This window comes from Pseudomonas knackmussii B13 (genome assembly GCF_000689415.1).
Taxonomy (GTDB): domain Bacteria; phylum Pseudomonadota; class Gammaproteobacteria; order Pseudomonadales; family Pseudomonadaceae; genus Pseudomonas; species Pseudomonas knackmussii.
The window spans coordinates 5,759,162-5,780,500 of sequence record NZ_HG322950.1 but is presented as its reverse complement, the minus strand read 5'-3'; the positions used below and the strand labels follow the sequence as shown (position 1 = coordinate 5,780,500).

Annotated in this window: 15 protein-coding genes; 8 read left to right on the top strand and 7 right to left on the bottom strand. The window is 69.0% G+C overall.

The window, feature by feature from the left end; all coding sequences use genetic code 11:
• Window positions 1-64: 64 nt before the first annotated feature.
• Both PKB_RS30435 and PKB_RS30250 read left to right on the top strand, forming a co-directional pair.
• On the top strand, window positions 65-4,888 hold the full coding sequence (locus PKB_RS30435) for a glucoamylase family protein (RefSeq protein ID WP_339325534.1): 4,824 nt from the start codon (window positions 65-67) through the stop codon (window positions 4,886-4,888).
• On the top strand, window positions 4,773-8,477 hold the full coding sequence (locus PKB_RS30250; RefSeq protein WP_339325545.1) for a GH36-type glycosyl hydrolase domain-containing protein: 3,705 nt from the start codon (window positions 4,773-4,775) through the stop codon (window positions 8,475-8,477). The genes PKB_RS30435 and PKB_RS30250 overlap by 116 nt, the downstream gene beginning before the upstream one ends.
• Here the strand turns inward: PKB_RS30250 and PKB_RS26945 are convergent.
• Both PKB_RS26945 and PKB_RS26940 read right to left on the bottom strand, forming a co-directional pair.
• Window positions 8,460-9,410, bottom strand: a complete 951-nt coding sequence (locus PKB_RS26945) for a slipin family protein (RefSeq protein ID WP_084166745.1) — start codon at window positions 9,408-9,410, stop codon at window positions 8,460-8,462. The genes PKB_RS30250 and PKB_RS26945 overlap by 18 nt on opposite strands.
• A gap of 84 nt (window positions 9,411-9,494) precedes the next feature.
• A complete protein-coding gene (locus PKB_RS26940) occupies window positions 9,495-11,390 on the bottom strand; it encodes a class I SAM-dependent methyltransferase (RefSeq protein ID WP_084166742.1) in 1,896 nt (631 codons plus the stop codon).
• A gap of 208 nt (window positions 11,391-11,598) precedes the next feature.
• On the opposite strand from PKB_RS26940, the gene PKB_RS26935 reads away from it, so the two are divergent.
• From PKB_RS26935 to PKB_RS26930, 4 genes are all read left to right on the top strand, one after another.
• Window positions 11,599-12,489 (top strand): BON domain-containing protein, encoded by an 891-nt coding sequence (locus PKB_RS26935; protein WP_052355398.1) that lies wholly within the window; start codon window positions 11,599-11,601, stop codon window positions 12,487-12,489.
• A 62-nt stretch (window positions 12,490-12,551) separates the two neighbouring features.
• Window positions 12,552-12,776, top strand: coding sequence for a hypothetical protein (locus tag PKB_RS29795; RefSeq protein WP_156958091.1), 225 nt, complete (start codon window positions 12,552-12,554; stop codon window positions 12,774-12,776).
• Between the two features lie 109 nt (window positions 12,777-12,885).
• Window positions 12,886-13,032, top strand: a complete 147-nt coding sequence (locus PKB_RS29790; RefSeq protein WP_156958090.1) for a lmo0937 family membrane protein — start codon at window positions 12,886-12,888, stop codon at window positions 13,030-13,032.
• Between the two features lie 79 nt (window positions 13,033-13,111).
• Window positions 13,112-14,314 (top strand): DesA family fatty acid desaturase, encoded by a 1,203-nt coding sequence (locus PKB_RS26930; RefSeq protein WP_043256146.1) that lies wholly within the window; start codon window positions 13,112-13,114, stop codon window positions 14,312-14,314.
• Here the strand turns inward: PKB_RS26930 and PKB_RS26925 are convergent.
• Complete coding sequence (locus PKB_RS26925; protein ID WP_043256144.1) at window positions 14,263-15,015, bottom strand: Crp/Fnr family transcriptional regulator; 753 nt, start codon at window positions 15,013-15,015, stop codon at window positions 14,263-14,265. The genes PKB_RS26930 and PKB_RS26925 overlap by 52 nt on opposite strands.
• A gap of 168 nt (window positions 15,016-15,183) precedes the next feature.
• Here PKB_RS26925 and PKB_RS29785 point away from each other — a divergent pair, with 168 nt between their 5' ends.
• Together PKB_RS29785 and gnd are read left to right on the top strand one after the other, a co-directional pair.
• Window positions 15,184-15,330, top strand: a complete 147-nt coding sequence (locus tag PKB_RS29785) for a lmo0937 family membrane protein (protein ID WP_156958089.1) — start codon at window positions 15,184-15,186, stop codon at window positions 15,328-15,330.
• A 192-nt stretch (window positions 15,331-15,522) separates the two neighbouring features.
• A complete protein-coding gene (gnd, locus tag PKB_RS26920; protein WP_043256141.1) occupies window positions 15,523-16,428 on the top strand; it encodes a phosphogluconate dehydrogenase (NAD(+)-dependent, decarboxylating) in 906 nt (301 codons plus the stop codon).
• A 23-nt stretch (window positions 16,429-16,451) separates the two neighbouring features.
• On the opposite strand, the gene pgm is transcribed toward gnd, so the two are convergent.
• The 4 genes from pgm to zwf are packed head-to-tail and all read right to left on the bottom strand — an operon-like array spanning window position 16,452 to window position 21,317.
• Window positions 16,452-18,104, bottom strand: coding sequence for a phosphoglucomutase (alpha-D-glucose-1,6-bisphosphate-dependent) (pgm, locus tag PKB_RS26915; protein WP_043256138.1), 1,653 nt, complete (start codon window positions 18,102-18,104; stop codon window positions 16,452-16,454).
• A gap of 23 nt (window positions 18,105-18,127) precedes the next feature.
• Window positions 18,128-19,225 carry a transaldolase gene (tal, locus tag PKB_RS26910; protein ID WP_043256136.1) on the bottom strand — a complete coding sequence of 366 codons (1,098 nt, stop codon included), beginning with the start codon at window positions 19,223-19,225 and terminating at the stop codon, window positions 18,128-18,130.
• On the bottom strand, window positions 19,222-19,932 hold the full coding sequence (locus PKB_RS26905) for an HAD family hydrolase (protein ID WP_043256134.1): 711 nt from the start codon (window positions 19,930-19,932) through the stop codon (window positions 19,222-19,224). The genes tal and PKB_RS26905 overlap by 4 nt, the downstream gene beginning before the upstream one ends.
• Window positions 19,926-21,317 carry a glucose-6-phosphate dehydrogenase gene (gene zwf / locus PKB_RS26900; RefSeq protein WP_043256132.1) on the bottom strand — a complete coding sequence of 464 codons (1,392 nt, stop codon included), beginning with the start codon at window positions 21,315-21,317 and terminating at the stop codon, window positions 19,926-19,928. Before zwf ends, PKB_RS26905 begins: the two co-directional genes overlap by 7 nt.
• Between the last annotated feature and the right edge of the window lie 22 nt (window positions 21,318-21,339).

The following is a 21,339-nucleotide window of genomic DNA, read 5'->3' as shown; positions in this document are numbered from 1 at the left end:
CCCTGGACTACCGGATCGGACCTTGCGCGTGCCGACAGTCGCGCAAGCGTAGGGAGCGCAGCTCGTGATTTCGATCTTCCGCCGCAGCCGCTCGCTTCCCCCCTGGGACAGCCTGGCGCCCGTGCGCGAGGAGCTGTTCGGCATCGAACGGCTCGAACAGCACGCGCAGAGCCTGGCCCTTGCCCAGCAGGTAACCGACCGGCCGCCGCGGGTGTTGCCGCTGCATGTGCGCCTGAGCGACAACGCCGCTGTCCTGCTGGCGGCCTACCGGGCCAGCGCCGCGGAACTGGAAGACGGCCACGAGGTGGTGCCGGCGGCCGAATGGCTGCTGGACAACTACCACATCGTCGAAGAGCAGATCCGCGAAGTCCGCGATGACCTGCCGCCGGGTTACTACCGGCAATTGCCCAAGCTCGCCGCCGGGCCGTTCGCCGGCTACCCGCGGGTCTTCGGCCTGGCCTGGGCCTTTGTCGCGCACACCGACAGCCACGTCGATCTGGACCAGTTGCGCGGCTTCATCTGCGCCTACCAGCACGTCCAGCCGCTGACCATCGGCGAGCTCTGGGCGGTGGCGATCACCCTGCGCATCGTCCTGCTCGAAAACCTGCGCCGCCTCGCCGAGCAGATCGACAGTGGCCGGGCTGCGCGCGCCGAAGCCGACGCACTTGCCGACAGGCTGCTGGTTCCCGGACAGGCACGCTCTGCCTTGGAGGCCGACATCGCAGCACGCCCGTCGGGCCCGCTGTCCGAGCTGTTCGCGGCGCAACTGGCCAAGCGCCTGCGCGACCAGGACCCGCGCACCACCCCCGCACTCGGCTGGCTGGAGGAGCGCCTCAAAGCCCAGGGCGTGGCCATCGACGAAGTGGTGCAGCACGCGCAGCAACGCCAGGGCGCCTCGAACGTCACGGTGCGCAATGTGATCACCAGCATGCGGCTGATTTCCGCCGTCGACTGGGTGAAGTGGTTCGAGAGCGTCAGCCTGGTGGACGCGCGGCTGCGTGCCGGCAGCGCCTTCGCCAGCATGGATTTTCCCACCCGCAACCTCTACCGCACCGCCATCGAGCAGCTGGCGCGCGGCTCCGCGCTCAGCGAGTTGCAAGTCGTCGAGCGCGTGCTGGAAGCCACCCATGCGGCGGCGGGCAGCGCATCTACCGATATCGACGCTTTGCGCTTCAGCGATCCCGGCTACCACCTGATCGCCGAGGGGCGTCCGGCGCTGGAGCGCGTCATCGCCTTCCGCGCGCCGCTGCGCCTAAACCTGAGCCGCTTCAACGTGCGCCTGGGCATCGGTGGCTATATCGGCAGCATCCTCTTGCTCGGCGCCTTGCTGCTGGCCTCGGTCTACCTGGTCCTGGCCCGGCCCGCGCTGCCCTGGGGCTGGATGCTGGCGTTCCTCCTGTGCCTGTGCGTGCCGCTGACCGAGGTGGCCACGGCGCTGATCAACCGTCTGGTCACCTGGAGCATGGGTGCGATCACCTTGCCGGCGCTGGAGCTGCTGGACGGCGTTCCGGCCGAGCTGCGCACGCTGGTCGCGGTGCCGACCTTGCTGAGCAGCGAGGCGGACCTGCAGGAGCAGGTCGAGCGGCTGGAAGTGCACCACCTTGCTGGCATTGGTGGCGACCTAGCCTTTGTCCTGTTGCTCGATGGCGCCGATGCGCCGCAGGAGGTCATGGACAGCGATGCGCCGCTGCTCGCGGTGGCGGCCGAGGCGATCGAGCGCCTGAACCAGCGCTATGGCCCGGGCCCCGGCGGGCAGCGCTTCTTCCTGCTCTACCGGCGCCGTTGCTTCAATCCTGGCGAGGGCTGCTGGATGGGCTGGGAGCGCAAGCGCGGCAAGCTGCAGGAGCTCAACCGTCTGCTGCGCGGTGCCAGCGACACCAGCTTCGTGGCGGTCGCCGGGCAGCCGCCACGGGTGCCGGCGGATGTGCGCCTGGTCATTACCCTCGATGCCGATACCCGCCTGCCACGGGAGGCGGCCTTGCGCCTGATCGGCAAGATGGCCCACCCGCTGAACCGGCCGCACTTCGACCCGCTGCGTCAGCGCGTGGTCAACGGCCATGCGGTGCTCCAGCCACGGGTGACGCCCTCGCTGCCGATGGGCGGCGAGGGCTCGCTGTACCAACGGATATTCTCCGGCCCGGCCGGCATGGACCCCTATGCAGCGGCGGTCTCAGACGTCTACCAAGACCTGTTCGGCGAAGGCTCTTTCACCGGCAAGGGCATCTACGACGTGGATGCCTTCGAGGCCGCGCTGGACGGCCGCGTCGCCGACAATTGCCTGCTCAGCCACGACCTCTTCGAGGGCATCTTCGCCCGCGCCGGGCTGGCCTCGGACGTCGAGGTGGTGGAGGAATCGCCGTCGCGCTTCGACGTCGCGACCAAGCGCACGCACCGCTGGACCCGTGGCGACTGGCAGCTGCTGCCGTGGATGCTCGGGCATTGGGCCGGGCCGCGCGCGGTGCCGCTGATCGGCCGCTGCAAGATGCTCGACAACCTGCGCCGCTCGCTGATCGCGCCTTTCACCCTGGCCAGCCTGCTGCTGTGCTGGTGGCTGCCGCTGCCCCAGGCGTTGCTCGCCACCGTGCTGGTGCTGGCTACTCAGGCGATCCCGCCGGTGCTGCCGATCATCTGCGCGCTGCCGCCGCCCCAGCGCAGCATCCGCCTGCGCAGCCACTTCGCCATGCTCGGCGGCGACTTCTGTCGCGCCGCGCTGCAGGTGCTGATGTCCGTTGCGTTCCTGGCGAACCAGGCGTGGAGCATGGGCGACGCCATCCTTCGCACCCTGTGGAGGCTGTACGTCAGCCACCGGCATCTACTGGAGTGGACCACCGCCGCGCAATCCTCCAGCCGGCCGCTGCCGGGCTGGCTCGGCAGCTACCGGCTGATGGCCGGCGGCACCGCGCTGGCGCTGCTGGCGGGGGTGGCCGGGCTGCTCCTGGCGCCGGCGAACTGGCCGCTGATCCTGCCGCTGACGCTGCTCTGGCTGGGCGCGCCGGTCATCGCCCTGCGCAGCAGCCGGCCCGCGCGGCCGGCCCGCCGGCTGGAGCTCTCGGCGGCGGATGTCGACGCCCTGCGCCTGACGGCCCGGCGCACCTGGCGGTTCTTCGAGACTTTCGTCACCCCGGCGGACAATCTGCTGCCGCCGGACAACTTCCAGGAACAACCCAAGCCGCAGCTGGCGCATCGCACCTCGCCGACCAACATCGGCCTCTACCTGCTCTCGGCGGTGGCCGCGCGGGACTTCGGCTGGGCCGGCGGCGGCGAGACGCTGGAGCGCCTGGAAGGCACCCTGGCGGTGCTGGAAAAACTGCCGCGCAGCCACGGGCACTTCTACAACTGGTACGGCACTCGCGACCTGCGACCGCTGGAGCCGATGTACCTGTCGTCGGTGGACAGCGGCAACCTCGCCGGGCACCTGATCGTGCTCGCCAACGCCTGCGAGCAATGGCGCGACAACCCGCGGGTCGAAGCGGCGCGCCAGGGGCTGCTGGACGACCTGCAACTGGCGCTGGAGATCATCGACGGGCCGGACCTGGTCGGTGGCGAGGCGTTGCGCAAGCTGAAGGCCGAGCTGAAGGAGATCCATGTCGCCCTGAGCGGGCCGCAGGCGCTCGATGCGCTGTTGCCGAGCCTCGGGCGCCTGGCCGAGAAGGCCGCCAGGGCCGCCACCAGCCTGGTGCCCGCCGACGACCAGGGTACTGCCGGCGACCTGCTGTTCTGGATCGAGGCGCTGCGCAAGGCGTTGGCCGAGCACCACCGCGACCGCCAGCCCGGGCAGGTGCAATGCCTGGCGCAGCGCCTGCAGATGGTGGCCGACACGGCGCGCCGGCTGGCGCTGGAAATGGACTTCGGCTTCCTGCTCAACCAGGAGCGCAAGCTGCTGTCGATCGGCTACAGCCTGGCCGACAACCGCCTGGACCCCAGCTGCTACGACCTGCTGGCCTCCGAGGCGCGCTTGGCCAGCCTGTTCGCCATCGCCAAGGGCGATCTGCCGACCCGCCACTGGTTCCGCCTGGGGCGCACGGCGACTCCGGTTGCCGGCGGCTCGGCGCTGATTTCCTGGTCCGGTTCGATGTTCGAATACCTGATGCCGTCGCTGGTCATGCGCGCGCCGGCCGGCAGCCTGCTGGAGCAGAGCACGCGTCTGGCGGTGGCGCGGCAGGAGGCGTATGGCACCGCGCTCGGCATTCCCTGGGGGATTTCGGAGTCTGCCTATAACGCCCGCGACCTGGAGTTCACCTACCAGTATTCGAACTTCGGCGTGCCCGGGCTCGGCCTCAAGCGCGGGCTGGCCGAGAACGTGGTGATCGCGCCCTATGCCACCGCGCTGGCGACGATGGTCGATCCGCAGGCGGCGCAACGCAATTTCGATCGCCTGGCGCAACTGGGCGCGCTGGGCCGCTACGGCTTCTACGAGGCGCTGGACTTCACCCGCTCGCGCCTGCAGGAAGACGAGCGGATGGCCATCGTGTACAGCTTTATGGCCCACCACCAGGGCATGAGCATCGTCGCCATCGCCAATACCCTGCAGGGCGGGCGCATGCGCTGCCGGCTGCACCGCGAGCCAATGATCCAGGCCAGCGAACTGCTGCTGCAGGAGCGCGTGCCGCGCGATGTGGCGCTGGGGCATCCGCGTGCCGAGGAGGTCAAGGTGGCGGCCAGCGAGGGCGCCGAGGAGGCCTCGACGCTGCGCCGCATCGACGCCACGCGCGGCGGCCGTGCCCCGCTGGCGCGAGGACGCCACCTGCGACGACTGGGGCAGCTTCATTTTCCTGCGCGACATGCAGAGCGGTCAGGCCTGGTCGCCGACCCTGCAGCCCAGCGGTCAGCCGGTGGAGAACGGCGAGGTGCTGTTCGACGAGGACCACGCAGAGTTCATCCAGCGTGACGCCGCGCTTGCGACCAGCCTGGAAGTGCTGGTCTCCGGCGAGGACGACGGCGAGGTGCGGCGGGTGTCGCTAACCAACCATGGACGGCGGGCGCGGGAGATCGAGCTGACCTCCTATGCCGAGGTGGTGCTCGCCACGCCCGCTGCCGACAGCGCCCATCCAGTGTTCTCGCGGATGTTCGTGCAGACCGAATACCTTGCCGAATTCGGCGCCCTGGTCGCCACCCGTCGCCCGCGCTCGCCGGACGAGACGCCGGTGTGGGCGGCGCATTTCACCGTGGTCGAGGGCGAGGTGATCGCCGCGCCGCAGTACGAGTCCGACCGCGCCCGCTTCCTCGGCCGTGGCCGCGGCCTGCGCGAGGCGCACGCGCTGGTCGCCCACCAGCCGCTGGAGAACAGCCAGGGCAGTGTCCTCGACCCGATCTTCTCGCTGCGCCAGCGCGTGCGGGTGGCGCCCGGCAAAGTCGCGCGGGTGGCCTTCTGGACCCTGGTGGCGAGCTCCCGCGAGGCGCTGCTCGACCTGATCGACCAGCACCACGAGCGCAACGCCTTCGAGCGCGCAAAGACCCTGGCCTGGACCCAGGCCCAGGTGCAGCTGCGCGACCTCGGCATCGCCCCCGAGGAAGCCGCGGACTTCCAGCGCCTGGCCGCCCCCATCCTGTATGCCGATGCGCGTTTCCGCGCACCGCCCGAGGCCATCCGCCGGGGCGCCGGGCGCCAGTCGGGGTTGTGGCCGCTGGCGATTTCCGGCGACCTGCCGATCGTCCTGCTGCGCATCGACGAGGTCGAGGACCTGGTCCTGGTCCGGCAGCTGCTGCGGGCTTGCGAGTACTGGCGGATGAAGGGCCTGGACGTCGACCTGGTCATCGTCAACGAGCGGTCTTCGTCCTACGTACAGGACCTGCAGGTGGCCATCGAGACTTCGGTGCGCAGTTGCCAGGTGCGTCCGCATAGCCCCGGGCAGTCGCCCTGCGGCGGGGTGCATACGCTGCGCGCCGACCTGATGACCCTGGAGGCGCGCGAGCTGCTGTACGCGGTGGCGCGGGTCAGTCTGCTGGCCCGGCATGGTTCGATCGCCGCTCAGCTCGGCCGGTTGCTGCAGGGGCCGCGTCGCCCGCTGCCGAACCGGCGCGCGCAGGCGCTGGCACCGCTATGGCCGGCGCCGGCCGCCGAGAGCGGCGAGGGCCTGGAGTTCTTCAACGGCCTGGGCGGTTTCGAGCGTGGCGGCGCGCAATACCGGATCAGCCTGGAGGGCGAGCGCAACACCCCGGCGCCCTGGATCAACGTGATCGCCAACCCGCAGTTCGGCTTCCAGGTTTCGGCGCAGGGCAGCGGTTACACCTGGGCCGGCAACAGCCGCGACAACCAGCTCAGCCCCTGGTCCAACGACCCGGTCGTCGACCCGCCCGGCGAGGCCTTCTACATCCGCGACGAAGACAGCCGCGCGTTGTGGAGCCCGACCGCCCAGCCGATCTGCGACAGCGGCGTGTACCGCTGCACCCATGGTTTTGGCTACAGCCGCTTCAGCCACGCCGCGCACGGCATCGAGACGGAGTTACTGCAGTACGTGCCGCTGGACGATCCGCTGAAGATTTCCCGTCTGACCCTGCGCAACACCTCCGGACGCGCACGCCGCCTCTCGGTCACGGCATACGTGGAGTGGGTCCTGGGAACCTCCAGAGGCGCATCGGCGCCCTTCATCCAGACCGAAGTGGATGCCGACAGCGGCGCGCTGCTGGCGCGCAACCCGTGGAGCATTGCCTTCGCCGAGCCGGTGGCATTCGCCGACCTCGGTGGCCGGCAGAGCACCTGGAGCGCCGATCGCCGCGAGTTCCTCGGCTATACGGGCAGTGTGGCGGCGCCCCAGGCGCTGTCGGCGGGTACGCCCCTGTCCGGGGCCTGCGGCGCTGGCCTCGACCCGTGCGCGGCGCTGCAGTGCGTGGTCGAACTGGCCGCCGGCGAGTCAGTCGAGGTGCTGGCGATGCTCGGCCAGGCGGGCTCGGCCGATGCGGCGCGGGAACTGGTGGAGCGATACCGCACGGCCGACCTCGATGCGCTGCTGGCCAGGGTGACGCAGCACTGGGACACACTGCTTGGCGCCTTACAGGTACGCACGCCGGATCGCGCCATGGACCTGCTGCTCAACGGCTGGCTGCTCTACCAGACCCTGGCCTGCCGCCTCTGCGCGCGCTCGGCGTTCTACCAGGCCAGCGGCGCCTACGGCTTCCGCGACCAGCTGCAGGATTGCCTGGCGCTGTCCTTCGCCTGTCCCGCCGAGACCCGCCGCCATCTGCTGCGCGTCGCCGGCCGCCAGTTCGTCGAGGGTGACGTGCAGCATTGGTGGCTGCCGCAGACCGGGCAGGGCGTGCGCACGCGAATCTCCGACGACCGCGTCTGGCTGGCCTATGCCTGCGCCAGCTACATCGAGTCGTCGGCGGACGTCGGCGTGCTGGACGAGATCGTGGCGTTCATCGAAGGACCGCAACTGCATCCGGGCGAGAGCGATGCGTTCTTCCAGCCGCTGCCGGCGGAGACGAGCGCCTCGTTGTTCGAGCACTGCGCCCGAGGCCTCGACCAGAGCCTGGAACTCTCCGGCGTGCACGGCCTGCCGCTGATCGGCAGCGGCGACTGGAACGACGGCATGAACCGCGTCGGCGCCGGCGGGCAGGGTGAAAGCGTCTGGCTCGGCTGGCTGCTGCTGCACACCCTGGAGCGCTTCGCGCCCCTGGCCGACGGCCGCGACGACACGCGCGCCGCGCACTGGCGGGCCCGCGCCGAGGCGCTGCGCCAGGCCTTGGAACGCAGCGCCTGGGACGGCGAGTGGTATCGCCGGGCGACCTTCGACGACGGCACCTGGCTCGGCTCGGCGGCCAGCGAGGAGTGCCGGATCGACGCCATCGCGCAGTCCTGGGCGGTGCTCTCCGGCGGCGCCGAACCGGTGCGCGCGGCCATCGCCATGGACTCGCTGGAGCACTGGCTGATCCGTCGCGAAGAGGGCCTGGCGCTGCTATTCACCCCGCCGTTCGAGCACACGCCGCTCGACCCGGGCTACATCAAGGGCTATCCGCCGGGCATGCGCGAGAACGGCGGCCAGTACAGCCACGCGGCGATGTGGAGCATCCTCGCGCTGACCCGCCTGGGCGAAGGCGACAAGGCCGCCGCGCTGTTCGCGCTGCTCAACCCGATCAACCATGCGCGCACGCCGGACGAGGTGCAGCGCTACAAGGTCGAGCCCTATGTGATCGCCGCCGACGTCTACTCGGTCGCGCCGCACGTCGGTCGTGGCGGCTGGACCTGGTACACCGGCTCGGCCGGGTGGATGTACCGGGCCGGCGTGGAAGGCATCCTCGGCCTACGCCGGGCGCGCACGGACCTGCTGATCGACCCCTGCATCCCGCGCGACTGGCCGGGCTTCGAGGTCAGCCTGAGGCTGGGCGAGAGTCGCTACGACATCGTCCTGGTGTCCGCCGGGCAGCGCTGCCGGGGGCTGCAGCGGGCGCTGCTCGACGACGCGCCGCTGGCCTGCGACGAAGGCACGGTGCGCGTCCGCCTGCAGGCTGGCGAGCACCGTCTACAGCTGTTCCTTTGACTTCGTCGGTTCACGCTGAGCGGCCTGGCGGGGTTCGTCGAGAGCCTCGCCGTTGCCCTTGGCCCGTTCGTGCGCCGACCGGGCACCGGCGTAGACCACGCCGGGATGCGCCGCCAGGGACACGGCGACGGCGGCGGGGTTCATGCTGTCGACCATCGAGCTGGGAATCAGGATGGTCGTCCCGCGTTCCTTGGTGGTCTCGTAGATGATGTTCATCGCCCGCAGTTGCAGGGCCGAGGGTTGGCTGGCGTAGACCTTGGCCGCCTCGACGAATCGCCCGGCGATTTCCGCCTCCGCCGAGCCGAGGATGATCCGCGCCTGCTTCTCGCGTTCGGCCTGGGCCTGGCGCGACATGGCGTCCTGCAACGCCACCGGGATGGCCACGTCGCGGATTTCAACCGAGCTGACCGTCACGCCCCATTCCAGGGTCTTTTCGCCGATCTCCCGGCACAGCTGCTGGTCGGAGGCGCGGCGGTCGGAGAGCAGCGCGGCGAGCATCGACGAGCCGATCATTTCGCGCAGCGAGGTTTGCGCCACGCGGTCGATGGCCTGGCGATAGTCGGTGATCGCCAGGGCGGCTTTCTGCGCGTCGTGTACGTGCCAGAAGATGATGGCGTCGACGTTCACCGGCACGGTGTCGCGGGTCAGCGCCTGCTCGGCGTTGAAGGCCGTGGTCTGGATGCGTTCGTCGATCACGGCGACCACGTTGTCCAGCACCGGGACGATCGCGAACAGCCCCGGTCCCCGCACGCCTTGCAGCTTCCCGGCGCGCAGGACGACGAATTTCTGCCAGGTGTTGGCCATCTTCAGGGTCTGCGAAACCACCGCCGCACAGAGCAGCAGGACGATGCCCCAGGCCAGCAGGCCGGCATAGATGAGCAGGGCGCCGACGGCGCTGAGCACGGCGACGATGAAGGCAGTGATGGGGTTCATGGAGGACCTCCGGCGGTGGATGGACTTCGCTTCGTCCTTCACGCTGCGCGCTGGGGCTTCGCTCGTCTGTGCGCTACGCCACCCTCAGCGACGGGGCGGCGCGTACAGGTCCTGCCGGGTCAGCGGCAGTATCTGGAGGGGGCCGTCGGCACGCCGGCTGGCGAGGATCTGGTAGACGCCGATGCCGCCGGCCTCGAACTCCAGCGCGCTGGCCGCCATGTACAGGCGCCAGGTGCGGTAGATCGGTTCGGTGACATATTGCAGCGCCTGCGCGTGATGCGCTTCGGGGCGCGCGACCCAGTGTCTGAGGGTCAGCCCGTAGTGGCGGCGCAAGGCCTCCAGGTCATGGATCTCGAAGTCCGCGCGCTCCATGGCGCGCTGGATGTTGGCGATGCTGTCCAACTGGCCGTCGGGGAAGATGTAGCGATTGATGAAGCGGGTCCCGGTGGTGGTCTTCCAGCCCTCGCTGACGTTGGTGATGCCGTGGTTGAGGAATAGCCCGCCGGGCTTGAGCAGGCGCTGCACGCTAGTGAAGTACAGCGGCAGGTTGGCCAGCCCGACGTGCTCGAACATGCCGATGCTGGCGATCTTGTCGTAGCGTTCCACGCCTTCGAGGTCGCGGTAGTCGCATAGCTCCACCGTCACCCGGTCTTCCAGGCCGGCCTGGGCGATACGGTCCCGGGCCATTTCCAGCTGCTTGCGACTGAGGGTGATGCCGTGGGCATACACGCCGTGATGCTGCACCGCGTGGATTACCAACGCGCCCCAGCCGCAGCCGATGTCCAGCAGTCGCTCACCCTGTTGCAGCCGCAACTTGCGGCAGATGTGTTCGAGCTTGGCGCGCTGGGCCAGCTCCAGGCTGTCGCCGGGCTGCTCGAAGTAGGCGCAGGAATAGACCATCTGCGCGTCCAGCCAGAGGCCGTAGAAGGCGTTGGACACGTCGTAGTGGAAGGCGATGGCGGCGCGGTTTTCCTGTTTCGTGTGGCGCTTCACCGGCTGGCGGTAGTGGCGCAGGGTCTCGGTAGCGCCGGCGTTCGGCAGCAGCAAGGCGCCCAGGACCGCGCTCAGGCGCTGGTGCCAGGACAGGCGGCTGTCCTGCAGTTGGTCCTTCATGCCGATGGCGGCGAAGAGGTCGCCTTCGACGTCGATGTCGCCGCGGAAGTAGGCCTCGACCAGGCGCAGTGGATCGCGCCCCAGCACCAGCGCCTGGACCGCCGCCGGATTGCGGCAGACCAGGGTGAAGCGCGGCCCTTCGGCGTCGCCGAAATGCAGTTCGCTGCCTTCCCACAGGCGGATGGCGAAGTCGCCGGCGGTGTGCCGCAGTAGGCCTTGCAGCAGCCGGGTGGTGGCTTCGACGGCCGCCGAACGGGGCGGCGTGGTGCTGGCCGCGCGCGGCAGGGGAGCCACCGACGGTTTGCCGCGTACCGGCTCCGGCCGGGCGCTGCCCAGCAGCTGGTCCCAGACCCCGCTGGTCACGCCGTAGTGCCCGGCTTGCGCCAGGGCGCCGTGATGCAGCGCGTGATAACGCCGCCGCTGCGACAGCCAGCGGTTTTCCGAGCCGTGCCAGTGGTGCAGGGCGTGATGGGTGATCGAGTAGAACAGGTAGCCGACGAGCAGGCCGAGGGTGAGCGCCCCGGCGCGCCATATGTCGAGCAGCGCCAGGGCCGGCAGGAACACCAGCACCACGATCAGCGGCGCGCTGAGCGTTGCAGGGATGCCGATCAGCGCGGTGGGGCGCCGGTGATGTTCCCGGTGCCAGTCGCGGAATGGCTGCAGGCCATGCAGGACGAAGCGGTGCAGCAGGTATTCGAGCAGCGTCCAGCCAAGCAGGCCGAGCAATGCGAGGAGCAGGCACTGCAGGCGCAGGCCTGGCGGGCTGAGGGCCACCAGCATGGCCGCGAGGACCAGGCTGAGGATTCCGTAGAGGACGAAGTCGGCGAGATAGGCCGCCTTGCTGTGCTCCAGTTCGAATAGCTTCATGCTGTTCCCTCGTCGGGTGAAGGCGCGATCTGTTCCAGCATGTGGGACGGGGGGGCAGTGGTCTGTCTGCTAACACACGTAAAGCGAAGCCGGCGCGCGCTGCCGGGTTAAGTGCGTCGGCGCACCGACGCGCCGACGTACCGCCTGACACTGTTGGACTCCCGGTTGCTTGCAGTTTCGCCACGCCCGGATGCAGACAGAGGTCAGCATGAACAGAACCGACAAGCCCGACACCGCCCGCGGCTCAACGAAGGCCGTCAACCCCGCGAGTCAATTCCGCAGGCTGCGGCTCGCGTCCTGCATCGCCCTGGTGCTGGCGGCGAGCAGCCCGGCCTTCGCCGAAAACCCGAACTCGCAGAATGTGCTGGACGCGCGGCAGGAGTCCCAGATCGCCACGACCTACGCACTGAGCCCGTACCTGCGCGACAACGATCTGCAGGTCTCGGTCCTCGACGGCAAGGCCACCGTGCGCGGTACCGTGGAGGAAAGCACTAGCAAGGACCTGGCCACGCAGATTGCGATGGGCGTGAAGGGCATCAAGGAAGTGGACAACCAGATCCAGGTCCAGCCCGGCTACCTGCCGCCGAAGCAGGAGGGCGTGCGTGGCTTCGGCCGGACGATCGACGACGCCAGCATCACTGCAGCGGTCAAGTCCAAGTTGCTGTGGAGCAAATACACAGAGGGCCTGTCGACCAACGTCGAAACCACCGACGGCAAGGTGACCCTGCGCGGCACCGCCACGAGCGCCGACGCGCGCAAGGCTGCCGGCCGCATGGCCGAGACCACTCAGGGCGTCTATGCGGTGGACAACGGCATCCAGGTCAAGGCCGAGCAAGCGGACTCCGCATCGGCCACCGGCAAGAGCACGGTTAAGGCTGCCGGGCAGGGGATCTCCGATAGCTGGATCACCACCAAGGTGAAATCGACCTTGCTGTACTCGAGCAACGTCAGCAGTTCGGAAATTGCCGTGAGCACCCGCAACGGCATCGTCACCCTCAGTGGCGTGCTGGGGAGCCGCTCGGAGCGCAACCTGGCCATCGAGTTGGCGTCGAACGTCCGTGGCGTCATTGAAGTGCAGGCGAAGGGACTGAAGTACTGATTCGCCAATCCCGGCGCCGTCTTTCGGCAGCGCCGGCCACATCCTGTGTTACAGAGGTGCCCATGAAAAAGTCCGTCGCCCCCCCTGCCAAGGTGCCCCCGCCGAAGCCCGGCGAAGGCAGCGAGCAGACACCTTCCTGGGAATACGGCTCGCCCGCCGAACGTTATTCCTTCCACGATTGCGACAAGCGGCCGGCGCCACCTGCGCCTTCGAAGAGCTCCGCCGCCGAACCGATGCCGCCCGCCGAGAACGAAGGCTCGCCTAGCTCAACGAAGCCTGACAAATGATTCGCGCCAACGCCGCCGCGACTGCGTTCGTTGACGCACAGACGCGCGCGGCAGGGCTGCGCAAACTGGTCTCGTCTAAACAGACTGGCGCTTATGGGAGGTACTTCAAATGCTCGAGACACTGGTGGTTCTTTTGGTCGTTCTGTGGGCGCTCGGGTTGGCGACGTCGTACACCCTGGGCGGACTCATTCACATCCTGCTGGTCGTGGCATTGATCGTCCTGGCGTTCCGCATCCTGCAGGGGCGGCGGCTCTGATCCGGCTGGCGCCGGTGATCGAGCAACGCGGAAGGGCCCGTAGCGGGGCCATCCGCACTTCCCGCGAGGCAATGCCGTCATGTGGTTCACGGGCCTGCTCCATCCCTCGGTGTGGCAGCTCATCGCCGCAACTCTGGCGATGACCCACCTCACCACCCTCAGCGTCACGCTCTACCTGCACCGCCATTCGGCGCACCGCTCGCTGGAACTGCATGCCGTGCTCAAGCACCTGTTCCGCTTCTGGCTGTGGCTGAGCACCGGGATGCTCACCCGCGAGTGGACCGCCATTCACCGCAAGCACCACGCCCGCTGCGAAACCGCCGACGACCCGCACAGCCCGCGCTTCAAGGGGCTGGCGGTGGTGCTGTGGCAAGGCGCGGAGCTGTACCGCGCCGAGGCGAAGAACCCCGATACCCTGCGCCTGTACGGCAAGCACTGCCCCGACGACTGGCTGGAGCGGCATGTCTACACGCGCTTCCCCAATGGCGGGGTGACCCTGCTGGCGCTGCTCGACCTGGCCCTGTTCGGCGTCCTCGGCCTGACCGTGTGGGCGGTGCAGATGATGTGGATCGCCTTCTGGGCCGCCGGCGTGGTCAACGGCCTTGGCCATGCCGTCGGCTACCGTAACTTCGAGTGCCGCGACGCCGCGACCAACCTGGTGCCCTGGGGCCTGGTTGTTGCCGGGGAAGAGCTGCACAACAACCATCACACCTATCCCAATTCGGCCAAGCTATCGGTGAAGCCCTGGGAATTCGACCTGGGCTGGGCCTGGATCCGCCTGTTCAGCTGCCTGGGCCTGGCCCGCGCGGTGCGGGTCGCACCGGTCGCCTACCGGGTGCAGGGCAAGCGCAGCCTGGATGCGGAGACCGCCATGGCGATCTTCAACGATCGCTTCCAGGTCATGGCGCAGTACCGCAAGCGGGTGATCGCGCCGCTGGTGGCGGACGAGCTGGCAAGGGCCGATGCATCGCTGCGCCGCCTGATACGCCGTGCGCCACGGCTGCTGGGACGAGAACCCAGCCTGCTCGACGAGCACCAGCAGGCGGTGATCAGCGCGACCCTGGCGGTGAGCCAGGTACTTGGCGTCGCCTACGAGCAGCGCCTGGCGCTGCAGCGGATCTGGGCCCGGGCTGGCGGGCCGGGCGTGGCAGAAGCCATCGTGCAATGGGTGGGCGAAGCGGAGTCCAGCCCGCTCGAGGCGTTGCGTGAGTTCGCCGGATTGCTGCGGACCTATTCCTTGCGCTGTCCGCCTGCCCGCGCGGCTGGCCGGGTGGGGACGTAGGGCAGCAGGCGGTCGGTTTCCTTCTTCACTACCGCGTAGCACTCGCAGCTCAGCTCTTCCAGCCTGGCCCGGTCGAGCACGTTGATGCGCCCGCGGCTATATTCGATGACCCCCAGCTTCTGCAGTTTACCGGCCGCCTCGGTAACGCCTTCGCGGCGCACGCCGAGCATGTTGGCGATCAGCTCCTGGGTCATGGTCAACTGGTTGCTCGGCAGGCGATCTAGGGACAGCAGTAGCCAGCGGCAGAGCTGCTGGTCGATGGAGTGGTGGCGGTTGCACACGGCAGTCTGGGCCATCTGGGTGATCAGCGCCTGGGTGTAGCGGAGCATCAGCTGGAGCATCTCGCCGTGGCGGTTGAACTCGTCCTTGAGCCGTTGCCCGGACAGCCGGTAGACGCTGCCGGCGCTCTGCACAACGGCCCGGCTCGGCGTGCTTTCGCCGCCCATGAACACCGCGACGCCGATCAGGCCTTCGTTGCCGACCACGGAGATTTCCGCCGAGGCGCCGTTCTCCATCACATACAGCAGCGAGATGATCGCGTCGGTGGGGAAGTAGACATGGCGCATGGCGTCGCCGGACTCGTACAGCGCCTTGCCCAGCGGCAGCCGCAGCAGTTCCAGGTGAGGGAACAGGCGCTCCTGCACGTCGGGCGGCAGCGCCGCCAGCAAGTGGTTCTGCCGGGGGGAGGGGGTCTCGGGCATGGTGGCGTCCTGGGTCGGGTGGAAGGCCTATCCTCCAGCAGTCAGCATATACCCGGCGCGGTGCTTGGCCAGTTCCCCATGGGTACGTTGGCGCACAGACCGGCGCGGCTGCGGGCGCCCACGCTGAAGGCTCATGCAATCCTGCCCGCGGCAGGAGGGAGAACCGACATGCTCGAAGCCCTAGTGGTCGTCCCGGCCGCCCTGTGGCTGCTGGGGATGGCAACCGCGCACACCCTGGGCGGCTTCATCCACGTCCTGCTGATACTCGCGATCCTCGCCTTGATGCTGCTGATCGAACGCGCGCCTCGGCACTAGCCAGCGCGCTGGACACTTGTCCTCCGTGCTCGCCGCCACGCCTTTCCACGCGTTCGACCTGGGGCCGCTGAGAGCCGCACTGTGCCCGACGCCTACACTCGTACTCGCCTGTCGGTACGGATCAGGACGCGGCTAGTGCGCCGACGGGAGCATTTAAACCCTGGCCAGCGCCCCCTTACAGGAGGAGTTCGCATGAAACTCGGCATGATCGGGCTGGGGCGCATGGGCGCCAACATGGCCCAGCGCCTGCTGCGCGGCGGCCACGCGGTGGTGGGTTTCGACCCCAGGGCCGAAGCGCGCGCGGCGCTGCAGGAGCAGGGCGCCGAAACGGCGGACTCGCTGGCCGCGCTGCTGGCGAAGCTTGCACCGCCACGGGTGCTCTGGCTGATGGTGCCGGCCGGCGAGATCACCGACACCACCCTCGAGGCCCTGCTGCCGTTGCTGCAGGTCGGCGACACCCTGGTCGACGGCGGCAATTCCCGCTACCTGGACAGCCAGCGTCGGGCTGCGACCTTCGTCGAGCACGGCATCGAGTACGTGGACTGCGGCACCAGCGGTGGCGTCTGGGGCCTGGCCGAGGGCTACAGCCTGATGATCGGCGGCGCCGAGGCGGCGGTGGAGCGCCTGCGGCCGCTGTTCGAGTGCCTGGCGCCGGCGCCCGGGCGCGGCTGGGGTCGGGTCGGCCCGGTGGGCGCGGGGCACTTCGCGAAGATGATCCACAACGGTATCGAGTACGGATTGATGCAGGCCTACGCCGAAGGCTTCTCGATCTTGCACCACAAGCAGGAGTTCGACCTCGACCTGCAGCAGCTCGCGGAAATCTGGAGCCACGGCAGCGTGGTGCACTCCTGGCTGCTGGAGCTGACCGCCAAGGCGCTGGCCGAACACCCGGACATGCACGACATCGCCCCCTACGTCGCCGACTCCGGCGAGGGCCGCTGGACGGTGGACGAAGCCATCGCCCTGGGCGTACCGGCGCCGGTCATCACCCATGCGCTGATCGCCCGGCTGCGCTCGCGCGATGCCGAGTCCTTCGCTGACCGCCTGCTGGCGGCGCTGCGCAATCAGTTCGGCGGCCACGAGGTGCGCAAGGGCTAGGGGGCAGGCAGGGCGCCGTGGGCTCAGTCGCCCGCGAGCGCTCCGTCGACCATGCTCTGCGCCTGCTGCAGGATGGCTTGCAGGTGGGCGGCATCCTTGAAGCTCTCGGCGTAGATCTTGTAGATCGCCTCGGTGCCCGACGGCCGCGCGGCGAACCAGCCGCTGGCGGCGCAGACCTTGATGCCGCCGATCGGCGCCTGGTTGCCCGGCGCGCGGTCGAGCACCTGGGTGATTTTCTCGCCGGCCAGTTCGCTGGCGGTCAGCTGGGCCGGCGAGAGCTTCGCCAGCCGCGCTTTCTGTTCGGCACTGGCCGGCGCCTCGACGCGGTCGGCCAGCGGATCGCCCAGTTCCTCGGCGATCTCGCGGTAGCGCTGACCCGGGTCGCTGCCGGTGCGCGCGGTGATTTCCGCGGCCAGCAGGGCGGCGGCCAGGCCGTCCTTGTCGGTGCTCCAGACCGTGCCGTCGTGGCGCAGGAAGGAGGCGCCGGCACTTTCCTCGCCGGTAAAGCCGAGGCTGCCGTCGAGCAGGCCGTCGACGAACCATTTGAAGCCCACCGGCACCTCGTGCAGGCGGCGCCCGAGGCGGACGGCCAGGCGGTCGATCAGCGCGCTGCTGACCAGGGTCTTGCCGACGGCGGCGGCCGGGCTCCAGTGCGGCCGATGGCGGAACAGGTAGTCGATCATCGCCACCAGGTAGTGGTTCGCCGGCAGTAGCCCGGCGCTGCGAGTGACGATGCCGTGGCGGTCGTGGTCGGTGTCGCAGGCGAAGGCCAGGTCGTAGCGCTCGCGCAGGCCGAGCAGACGCTGCATCGCGTAGGGCGAGGAGGGATCCATGCGGATGCGGCCGTCCCAGTCCAGGGTCATGAAGCAGAAGGTCGGGTCCACGACTTCGCTGACCACCTCGAGGTCAATCCGGTAGCGCTCGGCGATGGCCCCCCAGTAATGCACGCCGGCGCCGCCGAGCGGATCGACACCCAGGTGCAGGCCGGCCCCGCGGATCGCGGAGAAGTCGACAACCTGGGCCAGGTCGTTGACGTAGGCGCGGAGGAAGTCGAATCCATGGGTATTGGTGACCAGGCGGCCGAGGGCGAAGGGTGTGCGCCGTACGCCCTTCAGGCCGTTGGCGAGCAGGGTGTTGGCGTGCGCCTCGATCGCTGAAGTGACGTCGCCGCCGGCCGGGCCGCCTGAGGGCGGGTTGTACTTGAAGCCGCCGTTGTCTGGCGGGTTGTGCGATGGGGTGATGACGATGCCGTCGGCCAGCCCGCCGCTGCGTTTACGGTTGTGGGCGAGGATCGCGTGGGATACGGCGGGGGTCGGAGTGTACTCGCCGCCCCGGGCGATCATGCTGTCCACGCCGTTCGCGGCGAGCACTTCCAGGGCGCTCTCGAACGCCGGCTGCGACAGCGCGTGGGTGTCCACGCCAAGGTACAGCGGGCCGTCGATGCCCTGCTGCCTGCGGTAGTCGCAGATCGCCTGGCTGATCGCCAGGACGTGCCACTCGTTGAAGGTGCGATCGAAGGGGACGCCGCGGTGCCCGGAGGTGCCGAAGGCGACCCGCTGCGCCGGCTCCGTGGGGTCGGGGCGCAGGTCGGCGTAGGCCGCGCGCAGCTTGTCTGGGTCGATAAGCTGTGCCGCGGGTGCAGGATGGCCGGCGAGGGGACTGATACCGCTGCTCATGGATACTTCTCCGTGGGGGCCGTTCAGTGCGCCAGGCGCCGGCGCGGATCGACGGCGGCGCTCTTCTCTTCGATGCGATGCATCAGGCTACGCCAGGCGGCGATGAAGGCCTGGGTGCCTTCTTCCTGCAGCTGGTCCGCCAGGGCGGCATGGTCCACGCCGGCCTGGGCGAAGCGTGCCAGCATGGCCTCGGCATCGACGCCGTCCGCGGCCATGCTCTGCTCCAGTGAGCCGCGCTCGGCAAAGGCCTGCAGGGTGTTCTCCGGGAGGGTGTCGATGGTATCCGCCGCGGCGAGGGCTTCGACATAGAGGGTAGCGGAAGCTTCAGGGTCCTTGCTCCCGGTGCTCGCCCAGAGCAGCCGTTGCGGTTGCGCGCCGGCGGCGGCCAGACGACGCCAGCGCGGCGAGTCGAGCAGTTCGCGGTAGGCCTGGTAGGTGCGCCCAGCGATGGCCAGGCCAAGGCGGTTGCGCAGATCGGCCGGCACCCGGTCGTTAACCGCCACGTCCCAGCGGCTGACGAACAGCGAGGCCACCGAGCCGACCCGAGGGTCGAGGCCGTTGGCGATGCGCCGCTCGATGCCGCGCAGGTAGGCTTCGGCGGCAGCCAGGTAGTGTTCGCGGCAGAACAGCAAGGTGACGTTGACCGGCACACCGGCGTAGATCGCGTCTTCGATCGCCTCCAGGTCCTGGTGGGTGCCGGGAATCTTCACCAGCAGATTGGGACGATTGGCCTGGCGCTGGACATGCCGCGCGGCCTTGAGGGTGGTGACGGTGTTGCCGGACAGGTTTGGCGAGATTTCCAGCGAGACCCAGCCATCGAGGCGGTGGCTCGCCTCGAACTGCGGACGGAACAGGTCCGCCGCACGGCGCAGGTCCTCCAGGGCCAGTTCGAGAAACAGCGTCTCGCCGGCAAGTCCGTCCTGGGCCTTCTCGCGAATGCTCTGGTCGTAGGCGCTGCTGCCGGCGATGGCGGCGTCGAAGATGCTTGGGTTGGAAGTCAGCCCGCTGATCGAGAGTTCGTCGATGTAGCGGCGCAGGGTGCCGTTGTCGAGCAGCGGGCGGCTGATGTTGTCCAGCCACAGGCTCTGGCCGAGGTCGTGCAGTTGCTGGGTCGGTCTCATGGGATGGCCTCGCAGGTCGGAAGGGCGTTCGCGCCGGCATTGACCAGGTCAGACTGGCGCAGTGCGCGGACGTCGCCGATGCACTCGACGCCAATGTCCGGCGCCGGCGCGATGCGCCGCGTATTCGCCTCGGCGGCGTAATGTCCCTGGCGGACGAACAGGCTGGTCAGGCGCGGCCCCATGGCGCGTTTCATCGACGCCAGGAGCAGCGGCTTGTCATCGATCATCACGTAGTGCACGGCCGGGAAGTGGCGCTGCACCGCGGCGAGCATGCGTTCCTTGTGGACGAAGATCAGCGCCTGGCCGTCGACCGCCTCCCACAGCCCGGAGCGCTGGATCTTGCGCGGTTGGAAGACCATGTCGCCATCGCTGAGCAGCACCGTTCGGCCCAGGCCGCACAGGTGCTCGAGCGTATCCAGGGCGCCGGGATACAGCCGCGAGCGGAACGGATAGTCGAGCAGGAAGGCGGACATCCGCAGCAGCTCCGCCTGGTTGTCGCTGCCGTCGCGCAGGCGTTGCAAGGCGCCCAGGTAATCGGCGTAGCCGAACTGGCTGCGCAGCTCGTCGAAGGCTTGCCAGTAGAGCGCGCTCTGGGCGCGGCCGAAAGCCATGACGAGGTGCGCCGAGAGATCGGCAACGAAGCGGTCGTTGTCCAGCAGGGTGTTGTCGACATCGACGAGGATGACCAGCGGTTGCGTTTTCAGCATGGCGAGAGGGCCTCCGCCTGTGGGTCGTACCATTGGTCGTCGACGTCCAGCACGCCGGCCGCGGCCGCCGGCCCCCAACTGCCCGGGGTGTAGCTGTGCAGCGCGCCGGGTTGGCGCAGCAGTGGCTCGACCACGCGCCAGGCCGCCTCGACGCATTCGTCGCCGCTGAACAGGCTGGCGTCGCCGCGCAGGGCATCGCCGAGCAGGCGTTGGTAGGGCGACTCGTCGTGGTCCGGTGAATGGTGCGCCACCAGCTCGACGGTCTCGCCGCGCATCGCCTCGCCGGGGCGTTTGACGTAGGCGCCGGTGGCGAGCGTGACCTCTGGGCCGAGGCGGAAGCGGAAGTAGTTCGGCCGCGCCTGCGGGCGTGCATCGAACACCGTCAGGGGCGGGCGCTTGAGCGTCACCAGGACTTCGCAGACGCTGAGCGGCAGGCATTTCCCGGCGCGGATGTAGAAGGGCACGCCGGCCCAGCGCCAGGTGTCGATGTACAGGCGCAGGGCGGCGAAGGTTTCCACCTGGGAGTCCGGCGCGACGCCCACTTCGTCGCGGTAACCGTAGAACTGGCCACGTACCGCCTGTTCCGCGTCCAGCGGCCGCATGGCCTGCAGCAGGCGCAGCTTCTCGCTGCGCATCGAGCGGGTGTCGCTGCCCTGCGGCGCGTCCATCGCCAGCAGCGCGATGACCTGCAAAAGGTGGTTCTGCACCACGTCGCGGATCGCCCCGACCTCTTCGTAGAAGTGCCCGCGGCCTTGCACGCCGAAGTCCTCGGCCAGGGTGATCTGCACGTTGTCGATGTAGCTGCGGTTCCACATCGGTTCGAGGAAGGCGTTGGCGAAGCGGAAGTACAGCAGGTTCAGCACCGCTTCCTTGCCCAGGTAATGGTCGATGCGAAAGATTGCCGACTCGGGGAAGACCTCGCGCAGCGAACGGTTCAGCGCCTGGGCGGAGCTCAGGTCGTGGCCGAAGGGTTTCTCCAGCACCACGCGGGCGTTGTCGGCGCAGCCGGCCGCGGCCAGCGCCCGGGCCACGCTGTCGAACAGGCTGGGCGGGATGGCCAGGTAGTACAGCGGCCGCGCCACGCCGCCCAGAGCCTGCTTGAGGTGGACATAGGTCTGGGGATCGTCGTAGCCGCCATCGACGTAGTGCAGGCGGCTGCACAGGTGAACGAAGGCGTCGGGATCGACCCCTCCGTGCTCTTCAAGGCTGGCGCGCACCCAGTCCTGCAGCTGTTCCGAGGTCCAGCCTGCGCGGGCGACGCAGATCACCGGCATGTCCAGCTCGCCGCTGCGCACGAGCGCCTGCAAGGCGGGGAAGACTTTCTTGTGCGCCAGATCGCCACGCACGCCGAAGAAGACGAAAGCATCTGAATGGTCGGTCGGCATCGGGGTTCTCCTGCTTCGAGGC

Excerpts from the sequence above, each read along its gene's own strand:
- PKB_RS26925 (WP_043256144.1), bottom strand. The coding sequence starts at position 15,015 with ATGCCCGAGACCCCCTCCCCCCGGCAGAACCACTTGCTGGCGGCGCTG.
- PKB_RS26945 (WP_084166745.1), bottom strand. The coding sequence starts at position 9,410 with ATGAACCCCATCACTGCCTTCATCGTCGCCGTGCTCAGCGCCGTCGGC.
- zwf (WP_043256132.1), bottom strand. The coding sequence starts at position 21,317 with ATGCCGACCGACCATTCAGATGCTTTCGTCTTCTTCGGCGTGCGTGGC.
- PKB_RS26940 (WP_084166742.1), bottom strand. The coding sequence starts at position 11,390 with ATGAAGCTATTCGAACTGGAGCACAGCAAGGCGGCCTATCTCGCCGAC.
- PKB_RS29790 (WP_156958090.1), top strand. The coding sequence starts at position 12,886 with ATGCTCGAGACACTGGTGGTTCTTTTGGTCGTTCTGTGGGCGCTCGGG.
- PKB_RS26930 (WP_043256146.1), top strand. The coding sequence starts at position 13,112 with ATGTGGTTCACGGGCCTGCTCCATCCCTCGGTGTGGCAGCTCATCGCC.
- PKB_RS29785 (WP_156958089.1), top strand. The coding sequence starts at position 15,184 with ATGCTCGAAGCCCTAGTGGTCGTCCCGGCCGCCCTGTGGCTGCTGGGG.
- pgm (WP_043256138.1), bottom strand. The coding sequence starts at position 18,104 with ATGAGCAGCGGTATCAGTCCCCTCGCCGGCCATCCTGCACCCGCGGCA.
- tal (WP_043256136.1), bottom strand. The coding sequence starts at position 19,225 with ATGAGACCGACCCAGCAACTGCACGACCTCGGCCAGAGCCTGTGGCTG.
- PKB_RS26935 (WP_052355398.1), top strand. The coding sequence starts at position 11,599 with ATGAACAGAACCGACAAGCCCGACACCGCCCGCGGCTCAACGAAGGCC.
- PKB_RS29795 (WP_156958091.1), top strand. The coding sequence starts at position 12,552 with ATGAAAAAGTCCGTCGCCCCCCCTGCCAAGGTGCCCCCGCCGAAGCCC.
- gnd (WP_043256141.1), top strand. The coding sequence starts at position 15,523 with ATGAAACTCGGCATGATCGGGCTGGGGCGCATGGGCGCCAACATGGCC.
- PKB_RS26905 (WP_043256134.1), bottom strand. The coding sequence starts at position 19,932 with ATGCTGAAAACGCAACCGCTGGTCATCCTCGTCGATGTCGACAACACC.